General features: G+C 39.4%; 25 protein-coding genes, 2 tRNA genes and 1 pseudogene. 2 read left to right on the top strand and 26 right to left on the bottom strand.

The genetic code is table 11. The features are described 5' to 3' along the window. Nucleotides 1–23 precede the first annotated feature (23 nt). From ORD22_RS07910 to ORD22_RS07890, 5 genes are all read right to left on the bottom strand, one after another. Nucleotides 24–503, bottom strand: a complete 480-nt coding sequence (locus tag ORD22_RS07910) for an OsmC family protein (RefSeq protein WP_317645379.1) — start codon at nt 501–503, stop codon at nt 24–26. A gap of 169 nt (nt 504–672) precedes the next feature. After that, a complete protein-coding gene (locus ORD22_RS07905; RefSeq protein WP_317645378.1) occupies nt 673–1,197 on the bottom strand; it encodes a YceI family protein in 525 nt (174 codons plus the stop codon). A gap of 296 nt (nt 1,198–1,493) precedes the next feature. After that, nucleotides 1,494–1,567 (bottom strand) — tRNA-Arg (locus ORD22_RS07900). A 60-nt stretch (nt 1,568–1,627) separates the two neighbouring features. Continuing rightward, entirely contained in the window at nt 1,628–2,026 is a 399-nt protein-coding gene (locus ORD22_RS07895; RefSeq protein WP_317645377.1) for an SET domain-containing protein, read from the bottom strand. A gap of 126 nt (nt 2,027–2,152) precedes the next feature. After that, nucleotides 2,153–3,919 (bottom strand): choline/carnitine O-acyltransferase, encoded by a 1,767-nt coding sequence (locus ORD22_RS07890; RefSeq protein WP_317645376.1) that lies wholly within the window; start codon nt 3,917–3,919, stop codon nt 2,153–2,155. A gap of 405 nt (nt 3,920–4,324) precedes the next feature. Here ORD22_RS07890 and ORD22_RS07885 point away from each other — a divergent pair, with 405 nt between their 5' ends. Then, complete coding sequence (locus ORD22_RS07885; protein ID WP_317645375.1) at nt 4,325–5,203, top strand: hypothetical protein; 879 nt, start codon at nt 4,325–4,327, stop codon at nt 5,201–5,203. A gap of 170 nt (nt 5,204–5,373) precedes the next feature. Here the strand turns inward: ORD22_RS07885 and ORD22_RS07880 are convergent, their stop codons facing one another. The 4 genes from ORD22_RS07880 to ORD22_RS07865 all read right to left on the bottom strand — a co-directional run bounded on the left by ORD22_RS07880 (nt 5,374) and on the right by ORD22_RS07865 (nt 11,119). Then, complete coding sequence (locus tag ORD22_RS07880) at nt 5,374–7,068, bottom strand: FAD-dependent oxidoreductase (RefSeq protein ID WP_317645374.1); 1,695 nt, start codon at nt 7,066–7,068, stop codon at nt 5,374–5,376. Between the two features lie 127 nt (nt 7,069–7,195). Further along, the gene (locus tag ORD22_RS07875) at nt 7,196–9,178 is read right to left on the bottom strand and encodes a hypothetical protein (protein WP_317645373.1); all 1,983 of its coding nucleotides are present in this window, start codon (nt 9,176–9,178) and stop codon (nt 7,196–7,198) included. A 413-nt stretch (nt 9,179–9,591) separates the two neighbouring features. Beyond that, the gene (locus ORD22_RS07870) at nt 9,592–10,353 is read right to left on the bottom strand and encodes a DUF7225 domain-containing protein (RefSeq protein WP_317645372.1); all 762 of its coding nucleotides are present in this window, start codon (nt 10,351–10,353) and stop codon (nt 9,592–9,594) included. A gap of 46 nt (nt 10,354–10,399) precedes the next feature. Then, complete coding sequence (locus tag ORD22_RS07865) at nt 10,400–11,119, bottom strand: endonuclease V (RefSeq protein WP_317645371.1); 720 nt, start codon at nt 11,117–11,119, stop codon at nt 10,400–10,402. A 161-nt stretch (nt 11,120–11,280) separates the two neighbouring features. Here ORD22_RS07865 and ORD22_RS07860 point away from each other — a divergent pair, with 161 nt between their 5' ends. Further along, a complete protein-coding gene (locus ORD22_RS07860; RefSeq protein ID WP_317645369.1) occupies nt 11,281–11,748 on the top strand; it encodes a YehS family protein in 468 nt (155 codons plus the stop codon). A 53-nt stretch (nt 11,749–11,801) separates the two neighbouring features. Here ORD22_RS07860 and chrA read toward each other — a convergent pair whose 3' ends face one another. From chrA to ORD22_RS07775, 17 genes and pseudogenes are all read right to left on the bottom strand, one after another. Then, complete coding sequence (gene chrA, locus ORD22_RS07855; protein WP_317645368.1) at nt 11,802–12,980, bottom strand: chromate efflux transporter; 1,179 nt, start codon at nt 12,978–12,980, stop codon at nt 11,802–11,804. Between the two features lie 18 nt (nt 12,981–12,998). Next, the gene (locus tag ORD22_RS07850) at nt 12,999–13,307 is read right to left on the bottom strand and encodes a PadR family transcriptional regulator (RefSeq protein ID WP_317645367.1); all 309 of its coding nucleotides are present in this window, start codon (nt 13,305–13,307) and stop codon (nt 12,999–13,001) included. Between the two features lie 316 nt (nt 13,308–13,623). Then, a complete protein-coding gene (locus tag ORD22_RS07845; RefSeq protein WP_317645366.1) occupies nt 13,624–16,041 on the bottom strand; it encodes a heavy metal translocating P-type ATPase in 2,418 nt (805 codons plus the stop codon). A gap of 101 nt (nt 16,042–16,142) precedes the next feature. Further along, nucleotides 16,143–16,346, bottom strand: a complete 204-nt coding sequence (gene copZ, locus ORD22_RS07840) for a copper chaperone CopZ (RefSeq protein WP_317645365.1) — start codon at nt 16,344–16,346, stop codon at nt 16,143–16,145. Nucleotides 16,347–16,438: 92 nt separating this feature from the next. Next, the gene (locus ORD22_RS07835; RefSeq protein WP_317645363.1) at nt 16,439–16,726 is read right to left on the bottom strand and encodes a metal-sensitive transcriptional regulator; all 288 of its coding nucleotides are present in this window, start codon (nt 16,724–16,726) and stop codon (nt 16,439–16,441) included. A gap of 426 nt (nt 16,727–17,152) precedes the next feature. After that, nucleotides 17,153–17,226, bottom strand: a tRNA-Arg gene (locus tag ORD22_RS07830). A gap of 68 nt (nt 17,227–17,294) precedes the next feature. Further along, the gene (locus tag ORD22_RS07825; protein ID WP_317645362.1) at nt 17,295–17,786 is read right to left on the bottom strand and encodes a metallophosphoesterase; all 492 of its coding nucleotides are present in this window, start codon (nt 17,784–17,786) and stop codon (nt 17,295–17,297) included. Next, nucleotides 17,786–18,397 (bottom strand): XTP/dITP diphosphatase, encoded by a 612-nt coding sequence (locus ORD22_RS07820; protein ID WP_317645361.1) that lies wholly within the window; start codon nt 18,395–18,397, stop codon nt 17,786–17,788. Before ORD22_RS07820 ends, ORD22_RS07825 begins: the two co-directional genes overlap by 1 nt. Beyond that, on the bottom strand, nt 18,397–19,152 hold the full coding sequence (gene rph / locus ORD22_RS07815) for a ribonuclease PH (RefSeq protein WP_317645360.1): 756 nt from the start codon (nt 19,150–19,152) through the stop codon (nt 18,397–18,399). The genes ORD22_RS07820 and rph overlap by 1 nt, the downstream gene beginning before the upstream one ends. A gap of 134 nt (nt 19,153–19,286) precedes the next feature. Continuing rightward, the gene (gene racE, locus ORD22_RS07810; protein ID WP_317645359.1) at nt 19,287–20,075 is read right to left on the bottom strand and encodes a glutamate racemase; all 789 of its coding nucleotides are present in this window, start codon (nt 20,073–20,075) and stop codon (nt 19,287–19,289) included. A 9-nt stretch (nt 20,076–20,084) separates the two neighbouring features. Beyond that, complete coding sequence (locus ORD22_RS07805; RefSeq protein WP_411567636.1) at nt 20,085–20,492, bottom strand: MarR family winged helix-turn-helix transcriptional regulator; 408 nt, start codon at nt 20,490–20,492, stop codon at nt 20,085–20,087. Between the two features lie 194 nt (nt 20,493–20,686). Further along, entirely contained in the window at nt 20,687–20,899 is a 213-nt protein-coding gene (locus ORD22_RS07800; protein WP_081244721.1) for a helix-turn-helix domain-containing protein, read from the bottom strand. Between the two features lie 241 nt (nt 20,900–21,140). Continuing rightward, nucleotides 21,141–21,567, bottom strand: a pseudogene (locus tag ORD22_RS07795) (acyl-CoA thioesterase). Nucleotides 21,568–21,641: 74 nt separating this feature from the next. Beyond that, nucleotides 21,642–21,812, bottom strand: coding sequence for a hypothetical protein (locus ORD22_RS07790; RefSeq protein WP_317645358.1), 171 nt, complete (start codon nt 21,810–21,812; stop codon nt 21,642–21,644). 63 nt (nt 21,813–21,875) lie between these two features. Next, complete coding sequence (gene sdhB, locus ORD22_RS07785; protein ID WP_317645357.1) at nt 21,876–22,661, bottom strand: succinate dehydrogenase iron-sulfur subunit; 786 nt, start codon at nt 22,659–22,661, stop codon at nt 21,876–21,878. 5 nt (nt 22,662–22,666) lie between these two features. Beyond that, nucleotides 22,667–24,421 (bottom strand): succinate dehydrogenase flavoprotein subunit, encoded by a 1,755-nt coding sequence (gene sdhA / locus ORD22_RS07780; protein WP_317645356.1) that lies wholly within the window; start codon nt 24,419–24,421, stop codon nt 22,667–22,669. Nucleotides 24,422–24,479: 58 nt separating this feature from the next. Further along, nucleotides 24,480–25,088 (bottom strand): succinate dehydrogenase cytochrome b558 subunit, encoded by a 609-nt coding sequence (locus ORD22_RS07775; RefSeq protein ID WP_317645355.1) that lies wholly within the window; start codon nt 25,086–25,088, stop codon nt 24,480–24,482. Nucleotides 25,089–25,340: the final 252 nt, after the last annotated feature.

Genomic DNA, 25,340 nt, shown 5'->3' with positions numbered 1-25,340 from the left:
GGAGGGGCTTTGGTTTATTATTGTTACTGAATATGCAACGTTACTTGTTCTTTTAGACTTGTCAGTACCGGTGATCGCTCGATAGCGATAGCTGCAATTTCCGCAACTTTCCCTTTGTTCGTAGCAGACTCTGCGGACAGGACAATCATTGGTGATGTTACACCACTATGTCCACTCTTAATCCCTAAAAACGGGGCTTTATCAAATGTTCCACTGAAAATAATTTTTGCTTTATCGATGATCACTCCTTCATTATGAGCTTCTAAATGAAAAGTCATTCCGAAACTAGTTACAGCTGAAGCTACAAATAATTCCACTGGCACAACTTGTTTCTCTCCAGGTTTGGCTATATCCTCTATTTTAATCTCATTTAAATCTGTTGTTTTTAATGAAACAAGTTCTCCCACCACATAGTTACAAGTTCCTTGCCATTCGCTGATCGCTAGTTTCGGATCTTTCTCTATCATTTTCTTCATCTGCGTCATGATTTCTACTTTGCCCATGTACATTTCCTCCTGTGTGTAGCTAGTGTATCCATTATACGCGCAAGAGAGATGAGATGTATTGCGAGAAGCTTTACTTTATGTATTTTAAATACTAGTAAAGTATTTACTGTAGATTTAAAGAGGCGATTATCTCCTATACAATAGAGCAATCGCCATTAGCTATTGATTATGCTGGATTTACTTGAAGTTCTACCGTTATTTTAATATCGTCGCCTACTAATACGCCACCTGTTTCTAACGCTTGGTTCCAAGTTAGACCAAATTCTTTTCTAGAAATCTTTGTTTCCGTTTCAAAACCAACGACTTCTACACCCCAAGGATTTTTTCCAGATCCAGTACGGGTTACTTTAAATGTAGTTTTCTTCGTAACGCCTTTAATCATAAGATCCCCTGTTACATCATACGTGTTTTCTCCTGTTTTAACAATTTCAGTTGAATCAAATGTAATAGTCGGGTACGTTTCTACCGCGAAAAAGTCATCTGAACGCAAGTGGTTATCACGGTCTACATTATTTGTATTAATTGTGTTTACATCAATTTTAAATTCAATTTTCGCTTCCGTTAAATTCTCTAGATCTCCAGTAACAGAACCTTCGATCCCAGTGAAACTACCTTTTACATTTGAAACCATCATATGTCTAACTGAAAAACCTACATTTGTGTGAGCTGCATCTACGTTCCATTTTGTCATGTTAAAACTCTCCTCTTCATTAAGTATTAAATTTATTATACACTATAGTTATCTCGAATTCGATATATATGATTCAATTACATATGGAATCGAAATTATTTACTCATCAATTGCATTACTCTATTCCGTTAAAAAGTTGTTCTACTATTTTTAACCGACTCCCAACAGTCCCCGTTTGTTTAGCTTCCCACCGCTATGAAACTATTATAAAGAAATAAAAAACCTTTATAAACGTTGTTTTAACAACATTTGTAAAGGTTTTATTTTTTCTTCTCATCCTAATATATAGAAAATGACGTCCCAGAAGGGATTCGAACCCCCGACCTACGCCTTAGGAGGGCGTTGCTCTATCCAGCTGAGCTACTAGGACAAATTACTAAAAGATAGAACACTTCGATTCAGATTGCGAATCGAAGTTTGGCTAAGATTATTAATCGTTAGCTGTTCCATCATAATCTTTATTAAACCATAGCTGTTCGTCATCGTCTACTTCACCATTATAATTAATCAAAATCTCTTCGCCTGCTTTAATATCTTTGTGTGCATAAAAATCAAATGTGTGCTTATCAAAATTGATATCATATGTAGCATTTGGTTCATACGAGTGATTGAATAGCATTCCATAACCTAGCAGCATAGCCGTATGGTTTGCGCCGTACTCAAAAGCATAGTCAGCTAAAATGGTTTTTTCGATATGTTCGTGTTCTTCATTAGGATAGGAAATGACTGGCGCTTCGTGTAATAGCGTGCCTTTTTTAATATCGCATTTCGCGAATACTCCCCTGTTAAATTCTCCGCCACTGATTGGAGAAATCTTCACTTCTATCATGTCTTTCACCTACTCGCTTGTAAAATCTACTTGGCAAGTATACCATTAATTTTAATGGATTGCTCTTATCTATTCTTAAAAAGTCTGTTATACCATTCATTTTCACCCCTCATTTTTAACTTTTAATCACATCTCTTGTAAAGCGATCTCCCGTAATTCTTCTAACGCTTGAAATAAATGATCCGACAGCAACCTAGCACTCGCCTCATTACGCTTATAACTAGACAAATTAACTCCCACGCGATCATTCAACAAAGTGTAGAAGATGCCATAACCATCCTCTACTACTGGTCCAAAAATACAGCTCTTCACTAAGGGACTACTCATATTGCTCGTCGAAATATAATCATGTCGTAACAGTGCATACCCTGGATCCGTAAATAACTTTGGCATTTCACCTATTTCAAGTTCTTCCTTATATAGCTCAAATATTTTTTCTAATCCGTAAACATGCCGTTCTACTCCAAACCCTTTTTGTGCTTCTCTCATATTGATCGAATGTGCTGCACTAGCTTGTTGCATCAGGCCATACAGATAGTTCAGATCCCGTTCCTCCTCTTCCATCGCCTTCGCTAGCGCTAAATTTTCCGCATTCGATGGACGTAAACATTCCGTTCTACCTTCATTGAAACTACGCATCGACACCGCTTCATACGTACTTCGCATATGACCGAATGTACGATATTGTGCTACCTGTAATGCCATATGAAAGAAAGAATCGGGACTAAATTTTAAGCGTTTCATCTCATCCGTACCAAAAGTATCGAAATTACGGATATCTAGATAATAATCTGCTACAGTTAATTTATTGATGTTCTCCAGTTTCATCAATTCTTCTTTCAATTCATCCGAAAGTTCCCATTGCAACTTTTTAATAATTGGTTTTTCAGTAATACGTATCGTTTCGGGTTCATTTTTCACTAGTTGTTCAGTAATATACTGAATGACCGCAAAACTCGTCGTGCCGTCAATCGCAGTATGTTCCATACTATAGCCGATTTCACCTGTCTTTGTAATAACAATCTGGAACGTTTTATCGAACCATTTATTCTTACCACTTACAAAAAGATTTTTCAACGCTTCCTTAGGTGTCTTACTTTCTTCATCGATTGAAATTACGACGAGTGAATCAGCAATACACTGAAGGTTTTCTTCATGGACTTTTGAATTTAGTAATTGCTCACATATTTCCGCCGCATGATTTCTTTCAGCTGTTGTCAAAATACCAATGTTCTGTCCTGTAGTATCTTCTGCTAAAAACATTGACTCGATCGTGTTCGATAATGCCTCGCTAGTTAACATAATATTATTATCATCAGATACTGGTAGTTTATAAATATTCCCTTTATAGAGTAAACAAATATGAAGTGGTCCATTTGTAAGTTTTGCCACATAATGTTCATCGCGACCTAATTTCGGAATACGAATGGAACGAAAGAAATTTGGGTACTGGCTCATATCAAGTGGGATATTCCTAACCATCTCCGGCTCAATTTCTTCACTAATAATAGCCTGGTACAATTCCGCGACTGATCGGCTAACTTTACCAGCCAATTTAGCCACGCTATAGTGATTTTTAAAATCTTGATTGTCTACAATAATATTGAAATTACTACTTGTATGTAAGGGCGCTCTAGCTTGTAAGTATAGATTATCCCAAAACGGCTTTAACCAACTACCTTTCATATGTTGGTTCCATTCCATTAACTTCTCCTGCAACTTCTGCGCGTCTCCACTGTCTTCGGAAAAAACTTTCACTGCTCGTGTAGTTTCTCGGAATTGCGTATCACTAACTAGTGGTTTAATCGCAGCTAATAACTTATTCATCGTATCGTTCAATTCAGGTATCGGTAATTGTGGTAATGCGCTTTGATTGGAAAATGTCTTTGTCATCTTTTCTGTCCCCCTATTTCTTATACAGGCATTTAATTAGTTAGTAGTTATCTGAAAATAGTGTATCACAAATTGATATTCATAAATCCAAATCCATTACACAATTAAACTCATCTAATATAGCGAGGATAACTGTACACTCAATTTCCATTGTCATCGTGGTCTGAGTCAATACGAAAAAATTGAACATATATGCGTACACTTGATTACTACCTCAGTTAGACTAAAAACTTCTGTTTCTAAGGTTACTCATTATGATTACATTTCAAAGTCTTTCAACTGCTCCCTTATTTTTATACAACATCTAATATAATCTATCGGTTGCCTGTAATCGAATAGGTAGATTATTCCACAAGCTATCATGTATTATATAAGTACAATAGAAAAAGTGAGGTATGCACTACTATGAAGGAACATAGCAAAAAGAAAATCCTATGGTGGAGTGTAGCGGTTGTGGGTGTCTTAGTATTAGCATTGATCGTATCAATCGTTAACAATAAACCTATGCCAGTCACCGTAAAGGACCATTCAACATTAATTGAAACGTCAGCGCCTGAAAACTCAATAGAAGAAGTTGTGGAACCAGCACTTCAAGACGATACGATTAAAGACGAACCAAAAACAAAAGGCTCGGATCAATCGGGCAAATCACCTACAAATGAATATATTAATGAACAATCATCACCTGCTTCAGCGAAAGAAGAGTCTACTAATTCGCCAAATCTAGCGAATCCATCAACGAAAATACCTACTCAGCAGCCTGTGACACCGCAATCGCAAGAACAATCAAAGCCTGCACCTTCTACATCCTATAAATCAGGTACCTATCAGGTGGGACAAGATATTGTGCCCGGTGAATATATCGTCTACTCTAACGGAATAACGTTTCTTGAAAATACAAAAGACCAGTCTGGAAATCCTGATAGTATCGTATTTAACATCGCATTGGATGGAAATTCCCATACGTATGTAACGCTACAGCAAGGTGAATACTTTACATTAGACGGTGGCGTAATGTATCCAGCCGAAACAGCACCTGATGTAAAACCTGCAAATGGCATATATAAAGCAGGCCAATACAAAGTCGGTACAGATATACCCGCAGGTCAACATAAACTTATGATAGATAATACGAGTGATATAGGGTTTTACGAAATAAGCAAAAGTAGCAGACAAGATATGATGGATCTCATCATAAGCGATGTTGTTGAAGGTGATACGTATATCGACGTAGTAAACGGGCAGTACCTTACAATCAGAAATGCTTATATAGAAGTAAAGTAAAAGAACACGCAAAATCGTAGTGCGAATCGGTTTTGCGTGTTTTTTACCATTTCTATTACAAGCAACTCTAATTATTTACTATTCCAATTAGATAATTCCCGCACATCTAGATTCAACATATCAAAAAACCAAGCCTAGTAAATACCGTGCTTGGCTTAAAGAATTTAATCTCACTTAAAATTATACTTCGTAACTATAGCATCTCTACCAGTAACCACATCATTATAATATTCATATAAACAAATACCTAAAAATGAACCAGAAATATTCACAACATTACTAAATCCACTATTCTGCAGTGCCATCACCGCATTGTAACTACGTTGGGAAGAACGGCAATGTACATACACCGGTACGTCACTTGGCACTTCTTCCATGCGCTCACGTAACTGGCTTAGTGGAATGTTTACTGCATTTAACAAATGTCCGTTTTCGAATTCGTTCTCTTCGCGCACGTCTACAATATAAGCGTTTTGTTCTACTAGTTCACGTACTTCTGATACATGTACTTGCTCAAATCGGCCGTATAAAATATTTAATGCGACGAGTGCTGCTAGGTTGACGACGTCTTTTGCGGTACTGTACATCGGTGAGTACGTTAGCTCAAGTTCTTTTAAGTCTTCAAGTGTACCACCCATAGAAATTAGTGTAGCAATCACATCGATGCGTTTATCTGCGTTGCCTTTACCAATTGCTTGAGCACCTAGTACTTTGCCAGTTGGAACTTCGAATACTAACTTGAAATGTAATGGATTACTGTTTGGCATGAGTCCAACTTTATCGGGTGCAATAATGTACACACTGTCTGCCTGGATACCGGCTTGTTTAGCCATTTTTTCATTAAGCCCAGTAGACGCTGCGGCTAGGTCGAAAATTTGGATACTGGATGAACCGATGACACCTTTGTTTTGGTGCGGAATGCCATACATGTGATCGGCAGCTGCACGTGCTTGTCGTTGTGCCGGCCCAGCAAGTGCTAGTCTTGTTGGTTTATGCAACAGTTGGTGATAGACTTCAATCGCGTCACCAACCGCATAGATGGACTTATCACTCGTTCTGTAGTTAGCATCGACTTTAATGCCACCTAGTTCGCCAATTGTAAGTCCTGCATCTTTCGCTAGTTTTGTTTCCGGACGTACACCGATTGCGAGAACAACGACTTGTGCTTCTATTTCTAGACCAGAGTTAAGTTTGACATGCGTGTCTGTAATACTAGCTAAGCCATCATCTACAATCACTTCTACCCCTTTGTCGATCATTTCTTTATGCAAGATTTGTACCATATCATAGTCGAATGGCATCATAATTTGATTGGCAAATTCAATCAAAGACACATTTCGTTCCGCTAGCTTTAAGTTTTCCGCCACTTCTACACCGATAAAGCCGCCACCAATTACTGCAATATTTTCTACTTTCCTCGTCTGAACATAATCGTTTAAGCGCTCAATATCAACTACGTTACGCACAGTAAATACATGCTTAGAATCTACACCTTCTAAATTTGGAACGATGGGACTCGCACCTGGTGATAATACTAGATAATCATAGCTTTCATCATACGTTTTGCCAGTTATTAGATTTGAAATACTAACGGTTTTTGCTTCACGATTGATTGACAGTACTTCTTGCTGCACACGTGCTTCAATATTATATTTCGACTTGAACGCCACTGGATCCATCAACACCAACTTTTCACTATCCTCAACGATCCCACTCAAATAAAATGGCAACGAGCAGTTTGAAAACGATACATGGGGTCCTTTCTCGAACATAACAATCTCCGCTTGCTCATCCATGCGTCGAATACGTGCCGCTGTTGACGCGCCACCCGCAACGCCACCTACTACTACGATTTTCTTAGCCAATTACATCATCCCCCTAAGTTGAATTGTTTCTATACTCCTATCATATACCACGTGGGGTATACATGCAAATACATGATTTCACGAAGAAAGAACCGACTAGTATATACTAGACGGTTCGTTTTGTTACTTATCCTTCGAAGTCTGAGAGTAGTCGCTTGAGTATGACTAACGTATCTTTTCGAATACTTTTCGTTTCATCAATTGATAAAATCGTATCTTTATGGAAGTGAGAATTTCGTACATTGGCTGCCCAATGTGTCAAATATTCTTTCACTTTCATCTTATCTGCAGACGGCTTCAAGATCGTCGTGCCATAGTCCAATATATAGTGATAGAGGTTGCCCATCGTCACGTCATTGCGATAGTCTTCTTCACCGATTACAACATCTTTTGGTTTGCCAAATTTATAAATCCCGATTCTCGGCAAATTTTGTTTTTCTACTTGGATGTCTGCTAATTTATCGCATAAGAAAACCTCAACAGCTTTCAAGTAATTTGCCACGATATACGTGTACTCTTGACCTGTATGATCTTCGCCTTCCGAGCGACTTGTATCGAGGAATTGAACATGGTTTTGCCATTGCCATTCAGCAGTCAACAATAATTTCTTCACTTCATCACATACCAATAGCTTATCCACACGATTATCTTCTTCTGCAAAGCGCTGTTGCTCTTCCTGTGTAAAGCCGTACGATGTCTTATGGTTCACCGAATAATCACTTGGTCGTAAATCGGCATACGTTGTTTTAAGCAATTCCAATGCTTTCGTTTCATCATAAGATTCTATGACCTTCATATCGAACTTTTGAAGAACTACCTTTGCATCTTCCGACAGTTCTATCAAATAGAACTCCGTCAGAAAATCATGAAGCTGCGACAATGCGTCTTGAATCACAGTTTCTTTGTAGTCGATACCTTGTGATGGAGAGAGAGAAATGATTCGATTTCTCAAACGCATACCTTCGATACCTAATTCATAGTCGATCAACATCGATAAAGCAGGCTCTAATTTATTGCCGGCTTTCGACGTTAACTGCTTCTGTTCTTTAAAGAAACAAATCACCGCATCGAGTAGTTTACGTAATAAGTAATCTTTTTCAATGAATGACAGCATGGAAAAATCCGAGGAAGCCGATTCATAGATCGCGCATTCATCAAAGAAAAAATCAAAACTCTCTTTAATAAATGAATCCCCTTGTAACATCTCACTATGATTTTCTTCAATCAATTGTTTCACACGCAAGATGTATTCTGAAATCTCTTCTAAATGACCGTCGATATCGCTTCTGTATTTTTCGATGCGATTCTTCACGGTCTGAATATCACCGTAAATCACATTTACTGCATGATAGTCATTCGCGTACTCCGAAAGTCCTAATAAATTGATGATAGTTAGTGCATCATTCAAGTTGAAAAATTCTTTAAATGTAATATAAAACTCTACACCGAGATGATGCATATTTTTATTTAGCATGAAATGCACTAAACTTTCGCAAAAGCTTTGTTTACTAGAAGTTTCTATTAAAATATTATTACGGATGATTAACAAAAAGAGTTCATTCAGGTTACGTACTGTTTTGTCATCTACTCCGTACAATACATCCGGATTCTTCGTCTTCTGCATAAGAATACATATTTCATCGAAGTATCTCGATACCGCTTGCACATGCTCTGTCCGCGTGTTACTTAAACTTGTGCATAGTGGATAGATTTCCGTGTCGAATAATTCCCAAGCTTCATGAATATAGCCTTCATTATTCAAATAATAAAACCACAGATGATACTTCCAATCGCCTTTGACATCGATTGTCGACTCCATATCAAGAGGGTCGAAATCCTCTCCGTAGACGATGGCTAATAACGTATCATTATATGTATTCGCCAAAGCAATTTCACCTTGATATAGTTGTGATAGTTCCACAAATACAGAAAAACGATCTTCATCTTTGCAGTTTTCTATGATTTCCTCGAATTTCGGATGATCAATGACCTGGCAGACATCTAGATGACGTCCACGTAACGTCCATTGTCTAAGCAAATAGTCCAAAAATGCCTCCGAATCTAAACAAGCCATCATATTACGAGCCGAAAACTCCTGATAAATATCCAACCCATTTCCCCCTTTACGCTTGGCACACTCTCCTTTTGAAAGCCGCCACGCTAAAACTCTCCTAAGAAAGTTTTATCTATTCTAATCATAGCGTTAAAAGTCGTTTTTCTCCACAGGAATCTCTATTTCTATCGAAGATTTTCGAGGAGAATGTGTAGAACTTTCGCTATTGCTTCAAATGCAGGAACTCTTCAGATTTCTAGGAGTAAGGTATAGTGGTTGCACTCAGGTTTCTTTCACATTAACTGAAGTAGTATTCCGTATACTGCATTTTTATCAAGGATTATACAACGCATCTACTAAGTTCACGTACTATATATCAGCCAACTCCATGTTAAACAAAATTTCCGCCTTCTTCTATATAAAGAATAACGGTACTTTTCTTAGGTAAATATATTGGAGTTGTAATTTCTTCATATGCTTAACTTCTTTACTTTTTCTATATCTACCTCATAAATATTTTTATAAGTTCTGGCAATTTTTTTGATTAGATCTTTAGAACCGTAATATATGATATGAAAATCATCTTCACGATATTGAACAATGAATACATCATCAAATGTTTCGAATGTATTCCGATTAAACGAAATGAAACCAGATAACTGTTGAGCTGATGTTTTAACACTAATTTTACGTCCTTGACTAACTACGTCAAAGCCATGTTGATTCGTTTCGCGAGCCAGATGACCACCCGTCACCATCGCACAAAGCAACTCCCCGATCCGACCAATCAAATGACGTAATTCTGTCGGCTGACATTGTAGCACCTGCAATTCATAACGAAGAACACGTATATATTCTTCATACAAACGCTTAATCTGTTCCTGACTAATACAGTCAACTCCTTGCGAATTGACTGCATACATCGTCTTCACACCCTCTTTCCATTCCCCAACCACACGTTCTTGTTGGGCCCCTTTAGGTTTATGAAAAATAAGCCCCGAGTACTTAGCGCGCTCTCCAAGATATTTATATGTACTTTTTGTTAAGTATTCAAATAAATGTTTGTCAAACGCAATCCCGCTATTATAACGATTATAGCAAAAGTCTGAAGGGAGTACGCTAGAAGGTTTCGTTCCGTATGTTTTTTGCAACTCTTGTCTAATTTCACGAGAAGTAATGATTTCCCCTTCTCGTCTAGCGAGTAATTGTTTCATTTGATCATATATTTTCATTGAGATCATTCCCCTTTGCATGTGGTACTGTCATTAGGAAGTTATGTTACCATTCATCCCGCAAAGAAACTAGCAACCTTTTCAATCTTCTTGTTTCCAAATCCGCTAGCCGAACAGGTATAGGTAAACGACTTTCTTTCGTTATTAAACGTAGAGTAATGTTTGATGCGGTTTCCAAATCAATATAATTTCCGCAGGAGACGAAAATAGGTTTTACATGTATATGCGTTCGAAGCGCCCTACCATATACTTCATCATTCACGATAATATCTTCGAATGCATTCTCTTCATTTTTAGGTTCAATGAAAATGATATCGTCTATTTTCAAGTAACTTTTTGCAATTCCTATACAGGGTTTGTTTAAAAAGAACGATGCGTGTGTAGCGATCCCCATTTTCCTTGGGTGTAAGATACCGTTTCCGTCAAACATAAATACGTCTGGTGTACAAGATAGTTTCTTAACAGCTTCCATAATGAGTGGCAGTTCTCTGAAAGCTAAATATCCAGGAATGTATGGCATAGTGACTTTACCTGTACTGTAGGTTTTTTCAATAACACGCTTGGCTCTAAAATCGAAAACAATGACACAGCAAACTCCATATTCAACACCTTGTATATCATAATAAGCTATATCTACTCCTGCAAGTAACTTGATGGATTCGATATGTATCGCATTTTCCAACATAACTTTCTTGGAAAGATTGTATTGAATGGATTTACATTGTTCCGTTTCCAAATCGAATGAATGAATTTCTTTAATCTCCATTGTAGCCTCCTAAATTCAACATACCATCCTAATTAAGTATGCATCGTAGAATCTTGAAATATAATAGTGAAATTCATTATGATCGACTCTTGTTCACTTCCCCGACCAGAAAATATGCTATTATGGAACTACTTTCGTTTCACTACACAGGAGGATCATTCATGACAACAAATGATATACTTATTCGATTGCGCTATGCACTCGATGTTAAAAATGCAGAAATGGTAGAGATTTTTAAATTAGGCGGAATTGACGTTACAACTAAAGATGTTTTAGCTATGCTGAAAAAAGAAGAGGAAGATCAACTGGAATGTTCACTTTCGACGTTTAACGCTTTTTTAAACGGCTTTATTATTTTCAAAAGAGGTAAACAGGAAGAGAAACCTGGTAGCGCTCCAGCAGTTGAAGTGGAAGAGTCTGCAAATAATCTGCTACTGAAGAAAGTGAAGATCGCACTTTCACTTACTAGTGAAGATATGCTGGATATATTAGAAGAAGCGCGTGTGTCGATTACTAAAGGGGAGTTAGGAGCTGTTCTTAGAAAAGTGGGACATCGGAATTACAAAGAGTGTGGGGATCGCTATGCTCGTAACTTTTTGAAAGGCTTGGCGTATAAGTATAAAGAATGAAAAACACACACAGACGATAGAATAATCGTTTGTGTGTGTTTTCATCTTTTTCATTAGATGAGTGTTAATAAAGAGCCTCCGACTACACCTGAAACTACAACAATCCATGGTGGTAATTTCCAAAATGCCAACATACTGAAAAGAACCGCAGCGAGCGCGAAATCCATTGCCGACAAAATCGAGCTAGTCCAAATCGGAAAGTAAAACGCAGAAATCAAAATACCAACAACGGCTGCATTCACGCCTACTATCGCGCCTCTGATTTTCGAATGGTTTCGTAAAATATCCCAAAATGGCAACGTTCCGACAATCAATAGGAAGGCAGGTAAGAATATCGCGATGGTGCCAATTAGGCCACCTTGCCAACCGTTCATCACAGCACCTATATACGCAGCAAACGTAAATAATGGCCCGGGAACCGCTTGTGTCGCACCGTAACCCGCCAAGAAACTCTCCTCGCTAATCCAACCGGTCGGCACGAATTCTTGTTCCAATAAAGGTAAAACTACATGACCGCCACCAAAAACTAATGAACCCGATCGATAAAAACTATCCACAATCGCCACCCAGTACGAGCCTGTCATTTCTCTAACAAGTGGTAATGCGATGAGTAGTCCGAAAAACAAACTTAAACACATTACACCGACACGTTTCGTAACCGGAAATGTAGAACCAGTTGTAGAATCCCCTTGTGCGTCTTTGAATAACAAGAACCCGAACAATGCAGCGAGTAAAATGACTATGATCTGTGCTCCAGCCACCTGCCACACCAATGTACCAACGAGCGCAAACAAAGCAAGTGCCTTTGTTTTCAAAGTAGGCGTCAAATTTTTCGCCATGCCAAGTATCGCATGCGCCACTACAGCAACCGCCACAATCTTTAATCCTTGAATCCAACCCGCATTCGCTACATCAAAATTCATCAGAACTAACGCGAATAGAATCAATGCAACAACAGATGGTAAAGTGAAGCCAATAAAGGAAACGATGCCACCAAGCACACCCGCTCGCATGACACCAATCCCGATACCTACTTGGCTACTCGCAGGGCCTGGTAAAAACTGTGCCAGCGCAACTAGATCCGCATAACTTTTTTCATCCATCCATTTCCGTCTACGTACATATTCTTCATGAAAATAACCTAAATGTGCAACCGGTCCGCCAAAAGACGTGAAACCTAGTCGCATCGACACAAGAAGTATTTCAACTAGTGAAGCCAATCGATTATTCATCCTATCCACCCTTTATCATCAGTCATTAATTTCTTTAAACAATTCATATGCTTTTTTCCTCGCCTCTACAAGAACCTCTTCGCCTTTCACCGTCGTTGTATAATACTTCCGAATTTTTCCATCCATATTGACATCTTCCTTACTCAACAACCCATCCGCTTCCATCGAATGCAAAATCGGATACAACGTCCCTGGACTGATTGTATAGCCATGTTCCCTAAGTTCCTCCACCATCCATACTCCGTAAATTGGATGTTCTTTCGCATGATGTAGGATATGGATATGAATGAAACCGAGGAATAATTTTCGTAGTACTTTATCTTCCATGATTGATTCCTCCTTTCACACAATATCGAATTACAATATTGACTCTCGTTATTGATAGTGTAACAGATTGGTTTATAGTTGAATGTGAAGATTATGTAAAATAATAGAGACAAGCGAAAGAGGTTATTTTATGAGCAAAGTACTTTTCAACGAACGCCAAAGTAAATTATTAGAAGAGAATCAGTGGAGTAAAAACCCTTTTCAAATATTCAATGAAATGAGACGTTTGTGATGACCGTATACTCCAGTAACATACGAAAGCCAATTCCCACTCTTAAATGAGTTGGAATTGGCTCTTTTTGTTATTATTCTCTTGTTAATTTTTTAAATTCACTTTCTGAAGACGCAATGCATTCAACACTACAGATACAGAACTAAATGCCATGGCTGCTCCAGCAACCCATGGGGCTAATAAGCCAATTGCAGCAATTGGAATTCCGATCGTGTTATAGAAGAATGCGAAAAATAAGTTCTGCTTAATGTTTCGCATGGTTTTCCTACTCATAATAATCGCATCTGCTACACTATTTAAATCGCCACGCATTAGTGTAATATCAGCTGCTTCAATTGCGATATCTGTACCTGTTCCAACAGCCATTCCAATATTTGCCATCGCAAGTGCGGGCGCATCATTTATCCCGTCCCCGACCATCGCTACATTCTTCCCTTGCTCTTGAAGCTTTTTAATTTCCTCACTCTTCTGCTCAGGTAACACTTCTGCGATCACGTGAGTTAAGCCGACTTGACGCGCAATCGCCTCTGCGGTACGTTGGTTATCCCCTGTCAACATGATGACATCAAGACCCAATTCCCGCATTCGCTTTATCGCTTCCTTAGATGTATCTTTCACTGTATCTGCTACTGCGACAATACCTGCAAGTTTTTTGTCGACAGCAATGAGCATCGCCGTTTTCCCTTCACTTTCAAACGCTTCCATCGCGACTTCAGCGTCCAAAAGTTCGATTTGTTGTGAACGCATTAATTTTCGCGTTCCAACAAACACTTCCTTACTATCAACGACAGCTCGAATTCCATAACCCGGCAATGCTTCGAAGTCTGTTGTCTCAACTAGTGAAAGACCTTTTTCTTTCACTCCTTTAACAATTGCTTGCGCCAAAGGATGTTCAGATTGATTTTCCGCTGTTGCAATTAGCTGCAAAACTTCTTCTTCCTTAAAACCATTCATCACTGAAATATTTGTTAACGCAGGTTCACCCTTTGTCACTGTTCCTGTTTTATCCAATACAACCGTATCAATCGACCGTGTGTTTTCTAAATGCTCTCCACCTTTAAACAAAATGCCTATTTCAGCAGCTCTTCCCGAACCAGCCATAATCGAAGTCGGTGTTGCCAAACCAAGCGCACATGGGCATGCGATAACCAGTATGGATATCGTTGGAATAAGGGCTGATCGGAAATCACCAGGTGTCACAGCAAAATACCAAATAAAGAATGTAACAACAGCAATCAACACAACGATTGGTACAAATACTCCGGAAATACGGTCTGCCAAGCGTTGGATTTCCGCCTTAGATCCTTGTGCCTCTTCAACCACTTTTACAATTTGAGCCAATGCCGTATCTTTTCCCACTCTTATTGCTTTGATTTGCAATGAACCGTTTTTATTAATCGTTGCCCCAATCACTGGATCACCAACCGTTTTGTCAATCGGAATACTTTCACCTGAAATCATAGATTCATCAATTGCTGAACGTCCTTCAATGATTTCCCCGTCCACCGGTATCTTTTCACCCGGCTTCACCAATATTGTATCCCCAACTACCACTTCTTCAATTGGAACTTCTTTTTCAATCCCGTCTATAAGGACTCTAGCCGTTTTAGCCTGCATTCCAAGTAGTTTTTGAATGGCCTGGCTCGTTTTTCCTTTTGCACGAACTTCAAATAATTTACCAAGAACAATTAATGTAATAATGACGGCAGATGCTTCAAAGTAGAGTTCCGGCATTCCACTACTTCCCGCATTCACCCATTCCAACGATAAATAAAGACTGTAAAAATAGGCTGCGCTCGTACCAAGTGCCACCAGTACATCCATATTGGTACTTTTATTTCTCAATGCGTTAAAAGCGCCTTTATAAAATTGAGCACCGACAATAAATTGAACCGGTGTAGCAAGAACAAGCTGTACCCACGGATTCATAAGAATATTTGGTAAATAAATAAATGACAAAAAACTGAAATGAGCGACCATTGTCCATAACAATGGAATCGTTAAAATGAGTGAGAAGATAAACTTTCTTTGTTGCTTGTGAATCTCTTCCTCTTTATAATCAATCTTCGCATTGCGGTCTTGCTTTGGCATTAATTCATAGCCCATTTTCTTAACAGCGGTCATCATATCAGAAGCTTTGATTTTATTATCATCATATTCAACGGAAATTGTTTCAAGCGCAAAATTTACTACCGCACTAGAAACCCCATCCATTTTACTAATTCTTTTTTCAATTTTCGTTGCACATGCTGAACAAGTCATACCTGTAATATCAAATGTTTCTTTTTCTTGAACAACCTCAAAACCGAGTTTTTCTACTCTTTCAATAAATTCATTTACATTTGTTTTCTCTGTGTCATAAACGATGGTTGATCTTTCTAAAGCAAAGTTTACGTTCGCTTTCTCTACACCTTCTATTTTAGAGAGACTTTTTTCTATTCGATTTGCGCATGCTGCACAGGTCATCCCCTTAATTTGAAGAGTTCTTTCAGTTGTTGACATTTGTCATCCCTCCGATACTTAGTAGGGGTATATTTTATAGAAAAAGAAAGACCATACCCGATGGTACGATCTAATCTTCCATACTAATGAACTAGACAAGACTAGACAATGTCATACCCTTGCTCTTCGATTGTTTCTTTAATCTGCCCTAATGAAATCTTCTCGTTGTCAAAGTCTATAGAAACTTCGCCACTGCCAAGATCCACCTTTACGGAAGAAACACCTGCAAGATTGCCAACATTAACTTCAATTGAATTAACACAGTGATTACATGACATTCCTTGTACTTTTACTATTTCTTTCATTTTGAAAACCTCCTGTTTATTTATCGTCCTCAATTTACCATACCCCCGTAATGTATGTCAAATTGAAAATAAAAAACGTTTTATTTAGACTTTTATTTCGTCATCGTTTTCATAATAGTCATGAGTTCTTGAATGGCAGCTTCACCATCTTGCCCTTTAATCGCATTTGCTACACAATGGTGTGTATGATCTTCTAACAAGGCTAAAGAAACTTTGTTCATCGCTGATTGAATTGCGCTAATCTGATGTAAGATATCTACACAATAACGATCGCTCTCAACCATTTGATGAATACCTCTCACTTGCCCTTCAATGCGCTTTAAGCGGTTAAGAAGCTGTTGTTTATTTGGCTGGACTGTTTTTTTGGGTGTTTCTTGCATACTTCACCCTCCTCAATAATTACTTATACCCCATACCCCTATATTAACACTGTCACTGAATAGGGTCAAATAATAATTTGAGGATGATTTCTATTCGTATCCCCTAAGCCTTAAATTCAAAAAGCAAACCTTTTGAATATGCATGATAAATAGTCCGTCAATGTCAATTTTTCATTCGATCAGACGAATTTTTATAGTTTACTGTATGTTACTTGAATGTTCTATGACTAGGGAGGATACTGTTCTATGATTTCTAGATGTTGATGGACAACTAGATTTGGCAAGATTGTACCAAGGAGGAGCTGTGTGTTAATATATGTCGTTTGCATTGGATATTTACAAAATAAAAAAATCCAAAGACATTGATTTAACAATGTTTTTGGATTTTTCTACAGACTCTTATCTTATGCAGAATTTAACTTATAACGTCCCAGGAGGGATTCGAACCCCCGACCGATGCCTTAGAAGGGCATTGCTCTATCCAGCTGAGCTACTGAGACAAACACCTGAATAACTCAGGCACAAGTTATATTATAGGCATGCTTTTATAATAAGTCAACACTATTTTTCACTTATTTAAAATTACTTTTTCTATCTGTTCATGGTGCATGTTATAAAAGCTCACTTCCACCGTTTCACCTGTCTCAATTACTGCATATGACGCTGATTTACCGCCACGCGGTTGTGTAGTGCTGCCCGGATTCACGAACAATACACCTTCAATCATTTCTGCTCCATATAGATGCGAATGGCCGAATAGAGCAATCGTTGCTTGTTGTTCTGCTGCTGCGTAGGAAAGAGTAAGTAATGACCTCTTGACGTCGTGTTCATGGCCATGGACGACAAGTACAGTGTCATTTCCTACCTTCTGTACAACAAAAGCTGGTAACCGAGCATCTAGATCACAATTACCACGGACAATATGCAGGTCTTCTAATAACGGATGATCTGCTGACAGCTCACTATCCCCACAATGAAATATTGCGTCCGCCGGCAAAGCGGCAATCTGTTGAACAGTTGCCGTATCACCATGAGAGTCACTTAGCACGATAATTTTCATTATTCTTCACCTATCTTTGCAAGAAATTCAGGTAGATGTTCTTTTAGCTGAGCAAGTGCTGCTCCACGATGGGAAATTGCACTTTTTTCTTCAGCAGTTAATTGTGCCATCGTTTTTCCTTTATCGGGTACATAGAAAACCGGATCGTAGCCAAAGCCATTTTTTCCTTGTCGTTCACTTGCTATTACGCCTTCACAGCTGCCAGAATAGGTAGTTGTTGCAATGGATGGACCCGCGATGGCTAGAACACATCTAAAACGTGCCTGACGTTCGTTTTCAGCAACATTAGTCAAGTTAGTTAGCAACTTATCGATATTAGCTTCATCGTCTGACGGCTCCCCTGCATAGCGAGCAGAGTATACGCCTGGTTCACCGCTTAACGCATCTACTTCGAGTCCACTATCATCGGCGATTACTACTTTATTAAGCAATTTAGCAACGGTTTCTGCTTTTAGGACTGCATTCTCTACAAATGTTGTGCCGGTCTCTTCCACATCGATTGCACAGTCGATATCTTGTAACGTGAGAACATTGATCCCCAATGGGCGAAAAAGCGTTTCGAAATCTCTCGCTTTTCCTAGGTTGTTTGTCGCTATTAATACTTCTTTCATTACGCTTCGCCTGCCTGCTGTCCGACTTTATCTGCCAATTCACCTAATACTTCTTTTTGAATGTTGATCAATCGCTCGATACCCTGTTCTGCAAGTGTCAATAAATCATTCATTTCCGCGCGGGAGAACGTCGCTTCTTCACCAGTTCCTTGTAATTCCACAAACTGACCTGCACCTGTCATCACAACATTCATATCGACGTCTGCAGATGAATCCTCGACATAATCTAAATCTGTAATGAGTTGACCATCCGCTAATTTACCTACGCTTGTCGCGGCTAAGAAGTCACGTACCGGGAATACTGGTAAGTTCTTTTCAATTTGCAATTTATTCACAGCGATAACTAACGCAACGAAAGCCCCTGTGATAGAAGATGTACGTGTACCGCCATCTGCTTGAATCACGTCACAGTCAATCCAAATCGTTCGTTCACCAATGGCGTCTAAGTCTACAACCGCGCGTAATGCCCGACCAATTAAACGCTGAATTTCCATCGTACGTCCGCCCACTTTACCACGTGAAGATTCACGGATTGTTCGCTGACCTGTTGCTCTTGGAAGCATAGAATACTCCGCTGAGATCCAACCCTTTCCGCTATTTCGTAAAAAAGGAGGTACGCGATCCTCAATTGTCGCTGTACAAATTACTTTCGTATTGCCAACCGAAATTAGAACCGAACCTTCCGGGTGAATTAAATAATCCTTCTCAATTGTTACTGAACGTATATCCTCTGTTGCTCTACCATCATGTCGCATGTAATATCCTCCATTGTATGTATCGTTTTGTAAATAGCTTATCCAATTTCTCATTTCTACTTTCAACTCATCTTACCATACCGACAGCAAAAACCCGAAAACTACTACCTGTTTTCGGGTCATTTATGCTGTTTTTAAAACTTTATCGCGCGCACATCAGGCTGCTTAATGCTCAACCAATCTTCAACGATTGACTGAAACTTCTTTATTGAGCCTGTAGTATAGAATATCGGTTGGATCATAGAACTGGATTGTATCTGCTGTTCATTCAAAATACGTTCCACATCAACTACTGTTTCAACAGCAGATGAAATAATTTGTTTTTGGCTGGAAAAATGTTGTTCGATATGTTCTTGCAGCAATGGATAATGTGTACAGCCAAGTATGACTGTATCAAAAGAATACATATGCAATGGTTGTAACGTCTGATCAACAACTTCCCTTGCTTGTGGCGAACGATATTCACCACTTTCAACAATTGGAACAAATCCTGGACACGCAAGTGAATGAACCGTAGCATCTGGTCTTAACTGCTGAATCGCTCCATCATACGCCTTACTATTGACTGTTCCCATTGTGCCGAGAACCGCAATTTCACCTGTTTGAGATGCCTTCACAGCCGCTCTCGCACCCGGCCGAATAACACCAATTACTGGAAAACTAAATTGCATTCGTATTTCATCTAACGCAACCGCGGTCGCTGTATTACAGGCGATTACTAACATCTTTATACCCATTTTGGAGAGACTTTCTACCATTTCCATCGTAAATTGCAATACTTCTTCAGCGGATCTCGGCCCATACGGACACCGTGCGTCATCGCCAATATAAATAATCGGTTCATTCGGCAAATACTTTCGCAATTCCCTTACGACCGTTAAGCCACCAACTCCCGAATCAATAACTCCAATAGGTGCATTCACTGTAATCCCTCAATCTCTTGTCATCTCTTCATGCAACTTTGTTAATAAACTTGCGAACTGTTGCATTTCCTTAGTATCGTAATTTTTCAAGACATCTTGCAAATATTCTTGTCTCTTCTTTATCGCTTCCTCAATAATTCGTTCTCCCTCAGGTAATAAATGAACACGAACGACTCGGCGATCCTTGCCATCCCTTACACGCTTCACCAACTGATTGTTTTCCATTCTGTCTACTAGGTCAGTTGTTGTACTAAAGGCCAAAAACATTTTATTGGATAAGTCACCAATAGTCATATCTCCATATTCCAACAACCATTGAAGCGCACTAAACTGGGGAGGTGTTATCGTATAGTTTTTAAGAATTTTACGTCCTTGCTCTTTAATAATTGCGGCAATATATCGTAAATCTTTCTCCATCTGTGCAATCTGCTGCGATGTATTTTTCTGTTCGTTCGACAAAAAATCAACTCCCTGAAATGATTCCTGTCTTTTCATTGTACCTTTTTCATTGTTGAACGCAATAGTTTTCATGCAATCTATATGAGAGAGATGGAGACATAGTCACCTATTGATCAAAAACACGTCTACTTCAGATTACACAAATTGTACATTTAATTTAACTGTAATTCGCCTAATCGCAACAATTCCACGATTGCTTGTGCTCGGCCCGACACGCCTAGCTTTTGAATCGTATTGGAAATATGATTCCGTACAGTTTTTTCACTAATCGTCAACTGTCCAGCTATTTCCTTTGTAGTAAAGTCTTCCACAAGCAAAGTAAAAATTTGTCGTTCTCGATTCGTCAATAAAGAACGGTTTTGCATTTCATCCAAGATGCGCCCCTCCTCTTTACACTTTCCCCATAGGATATGTCAGAGGAAGAGCTACCGTGTAGGCTACAACTAAAGTAGAAGACGCCATCTAGCCTCGACAGACACTGGAGGGCTTATCGACAAGGTGTGAACTATCACCTTGACGATAAGACCGAAGTGGCCGAGAGGCTGGCGTCTGGAGCTAGATGACAACTAAAGTGGAAGACGCCATATAGCCTCGACGGATATACAATCAGTGAGTTTCCATAAACACTTGACGCTCTTCTTTAGTCCAAGGCACCGGTTTTCCAGTTTTTCGATCTACCTGAACCATTGCTCCTCTACCAGTGAAAACCACTTCATTGCGTTCGTTTTTGGCCATATAATGTACATCTACTGAGCTCTTTCCTATTGAATTTGCTTTCACATAGATTTTAAGCTTCTCATCAAAAAACACTTGTTTCAAATAATCACACTGCAGATCTGCTACGATCGATCCATTTTTCCATGCAATTTAGATATTTGAGATATTCAATTCTTGCATACTCAAAATATGCGAACACTTTTGTGTTGTTTAAATGTCCGTACATATCCGTTTCAGAAAATCGCACGGAAACATCCGCATGGAATTTGAATCCTTCTGTCCACGTTTTTACTTCTTCAATATAATTTGCTTTCATATAGAAATCCCCCTTTTATATGAATGAACATTCATTCTTTCATTATATCAAAAAAGGGATGCACATCAAATTGCTTAGGTTTTTATTTTCCAGAGTGCGATGCCGGGTTCTATGAGCGTGGAACCAGGTTCTATGAGCGAGGAGCCACGTTCTATGAGCGAGGAGCCACGTTCTATGAGCGAGGAGCCACGTTCTATGAGCGAGGAGCCACGTTCTATGAGTGGCGAGTCACTCCCCTTCCTCATCCTGTTCCTTTACAAACCCAAAAAACGACCCGCCGTAAAGGCGAGTCGTTCATTTTGTTGAATTTAGTCTACTTGATGGTCACTTCCGAAGAAGTTTTTGAACATTTGAATTGTTGTCGCTCTACCGATAGCACCGATAGAAGTCGTCAATGGAATACCTTTTGGACAAGCAACTACACAGTTTTGTGAGTTACCGCACTCAGTGATTCCGCCGTCAGCCATGACTGTAGCTAGACGTTCATCTCTGTTCATTGCACCAGTGGGGTGTGCGTTGAATAAACGTACTTGTGACATCAATGCAGGCCCCATGAAGTTCGTCTTGTCGTTAACGTTTGGACAAGCTTCTAGACAAACACCACATGTCATACATTTAGATAATTCATATGCCCATTGGCGTTTACGCTCTGGCATACGAGGTCCTTCACCTAGATCATACGTACCGTCGATTGGCACCCATGCTTTGATACGCTTTAACGAATCAAACATGAATTCACGATCTACGATTAAGTCACGAACGACTGGGAATGTACGCATAGGCTCTAATTTGATTGGCTGTGTTAACTGATCAACTAGTGCAGTACAAGACTGGCGCGGACGACCGTTAATTACCATAGAACATGCTCCACAAACTTCTTCCAAACAGTTCATGTCCCAGTTTACAGGCGTAGTTTTTTCGCCTTTTGCGTTGACCGGGTTACGTCTGATTTCCATAAGTGCTGAAATAACGTTCATATTCGGACGGTATGGAATTTCAAAACGCTCTGTGTAGGGACTTGAAGTTGCAGTATCTTGACGTTGAATATCAAATACGACTGTTTTTTGTGCAGTTGCAGTTTGTTGTTCACTCACTTTTTTCAGTCTCCTTTCTTCGCAGAATAATCGCGTACACGTGGAGGAATTAGTGATGTATCTACATCTTCATAAGAGATGATAGGCGCAGATTGTCCATCAAATTCCGCAATAGTTGTCTTCAGGAAGTTCTCATCATCACGATTCGGGAATTCTGGCTTATAGTGCGCGCCACGACTTTCATCACGCTGCAATGCTCCCAACGTAATTACACGTGCTAGATATAGCATGTTTTTCAATTGACGTGTAAACATAGCTCCTTGGTTTGACCATTGCTGTGTATCCGTCATACTAATATTTTCATAACGTTCCAGTAACTCGACAATTTTTTCGTCTGTTTGTTTCAACTTGTCGTTGAAACGAACAACCGTTACGTTGTCGGTCATCCATTCACCAAGCTCTTTGTGAAGGAGGTACGCATTTTCCGTGCCATCCATTTTAAGCAATTCTTCCCATTTCTCTTGCTCTTCCTTGACCGCATCTTCGAAAATCGTTGCAGGAAGTTCATCAGCAGTACGCTTCAGTTGCTTCATGTAGTCGATAGCATACGGTCCAGCGACCATTCCACCGTAGATTGCAGAAAGCAATGAGTTCGCCCCTAGACGGTTTGCACCGTGTTGTGAGAAGTCACACTCTCCTGCTGCAAATAAACCTGGGATATTTGTTTGTTGGTGATCGTCAACCCATAGTCCACCCATTGAATAGTGAACAGCCGGGAAGATTTTCATAGGTAATTTACGAGGGTCGTCACCTGTGAACTTCTCGTAAATCTCGATGATTCCACCTAGTTTAATATCTAATTCTTTAGGATCCTTGTGAGATAGATCCAAGTACACCATGTTTTCACCATTAATACCTAGTTTTTGGTTTACACACACGTCAAAAATTTCACGTGTTGCAATATCACGTGGCACTAAGTTACCGTAGTCTGGATATTTCTCTTCCAAGAAGTACCATGGCTTACCATCTTTATATGTCCAAATTCGTCCACCTTCACCACGTGCAGATTCACTCATTAGACGAAGTTTATCGTCTCCCGGAATTGCAGTCGGGTGAATTTGGATAAATTCTCCGTTTGCATACTTTGCACCTTGCTGATAAACGATTGAAGCCGCTGAACCTGTGTTAATAACAGAGTTTGTAGACTTACCGAAAATAATACCAGGTCCGCCAGTAGCCATGATGACCGCATCCGCTTTGAATGCCTGAATTTCCATTGTCTTCATGTTTTGTGCTTTAATACCGCGGCAAACTCCCTCTTCATCTTTAATGATTCCAAGGAATTCCCAGTGCTCGTACTTTTGTACTAATCCTGTCACCTCATGTGAACGTACTTGTTCATCTAGAGCGTAAAGTAATTGTTGTCCAGTTGTCGCACCCGCATAAGCTGTACGATGGTGAAGTGTACCACCGAAACGGCGGAAATCCAATAAACCTTCTGGAGTACGGTTAAACATAACTCCCATACGGTCTAATAAGTGGATGATACCAGGAGCTGCTGCCGTCATTGCTTGCACTGGTTTTTGATTCGCTAGGAAGTCTCCACCGTAAACTGTATCATCAAAGTGAATATCGACTGAGTCGCCTTCACCTTTCGTGTTTACAGCACCGTTAATGCCGCCTTGGGCACATACAGAGTGGGAACGTTTCACTGGTACTAGCGAGAACAAGTCAACCGGTGTGCCAGCTTCTGCTGATTTGATGGTAGCCATTAAACCAGCTAATCCTCCACCGACGACAATCAATCTGCCTTTTGCCATTATTGTTTCACTCCTCAATTATACGTGATTTCATTGGTTTTTTAGTTTAGTTAGTAGATTAAACAAAAGCTAGAAGTGCTTGCACTCCGATTACAGAAAGCACTAAGAACACGATCATTGTAATGTAAGATACAATCTTTTGTGAATTTGGTGATTGCGCAATACCCCAAGTGACACAGAAAGACCATAGTCCGTTTGCCAAGTGGAATGTCGCTGATAGAACTCCAACGATATAGAATACAAGCATTAATGGATTTGATAAGATATCAGCCATCATGTTGAAGTCTACTTCTGCACCAAGTGCTTTTTGGATACGTGTTTCGTACACATGCCATGCAATAAAGATTACAAGGAATACGCCTGTGAAACGCTGTAGTGTAAACATCCAGTTACGGAATGTCCCATAATGGCCTACATTGTATTTCGCAGAAAAAGCTATGTACACTCCATAAAAAGCGTGGAACATCAATGGAATGTAGATAATGAACCATTCCAAGAACAATACAAACGGCAAGTTCCCCATAAAATTAGATGCATTGTTAAATGCTTCTTCACCGCGCGTCGCAAAGTGGTTGATGACTAAGTGTTGGGCAACAAAAAGTCCAACTGGAATAACACCAAGCAACGAGTGTAAGCGGCGCAAGAAAAAATCTGTTTCTTTCGACAAGTTTTTACCCTCCCTTATTTCTGAGATCTCCCTGTGATGATGCAGTTCTCTATTGGTCTGCTATTTTCATCGGTCTCTCTCTTTCGTGATACAATATGATAACATGTATATTGTACTCCTCCGTTTGAGACAGGTCAAGACGTCATCTGCTTTTCTTATTATATTATGATTTTTCCGATAATGCGCGATTCGCAAGTTCCTTCCTACTGTTTCTTCTATAGAAAGCACCTACTTAATCAACTATTGGGAGAT

It is taken from the genome of Sporosarcina sp. GW1-11, assembly GCF_033088395.1.
Taxonomy (GTDB): Bacteria; Bacillota; Bacilli; order Bacillales_A; family Planococcaceae; genus Sporosarcina.
The sequence above is the reverse complement of the archived record's forward strand: the minus strand, read 5'-3'. Positions and strand labels throughout refer to the sequence as shown.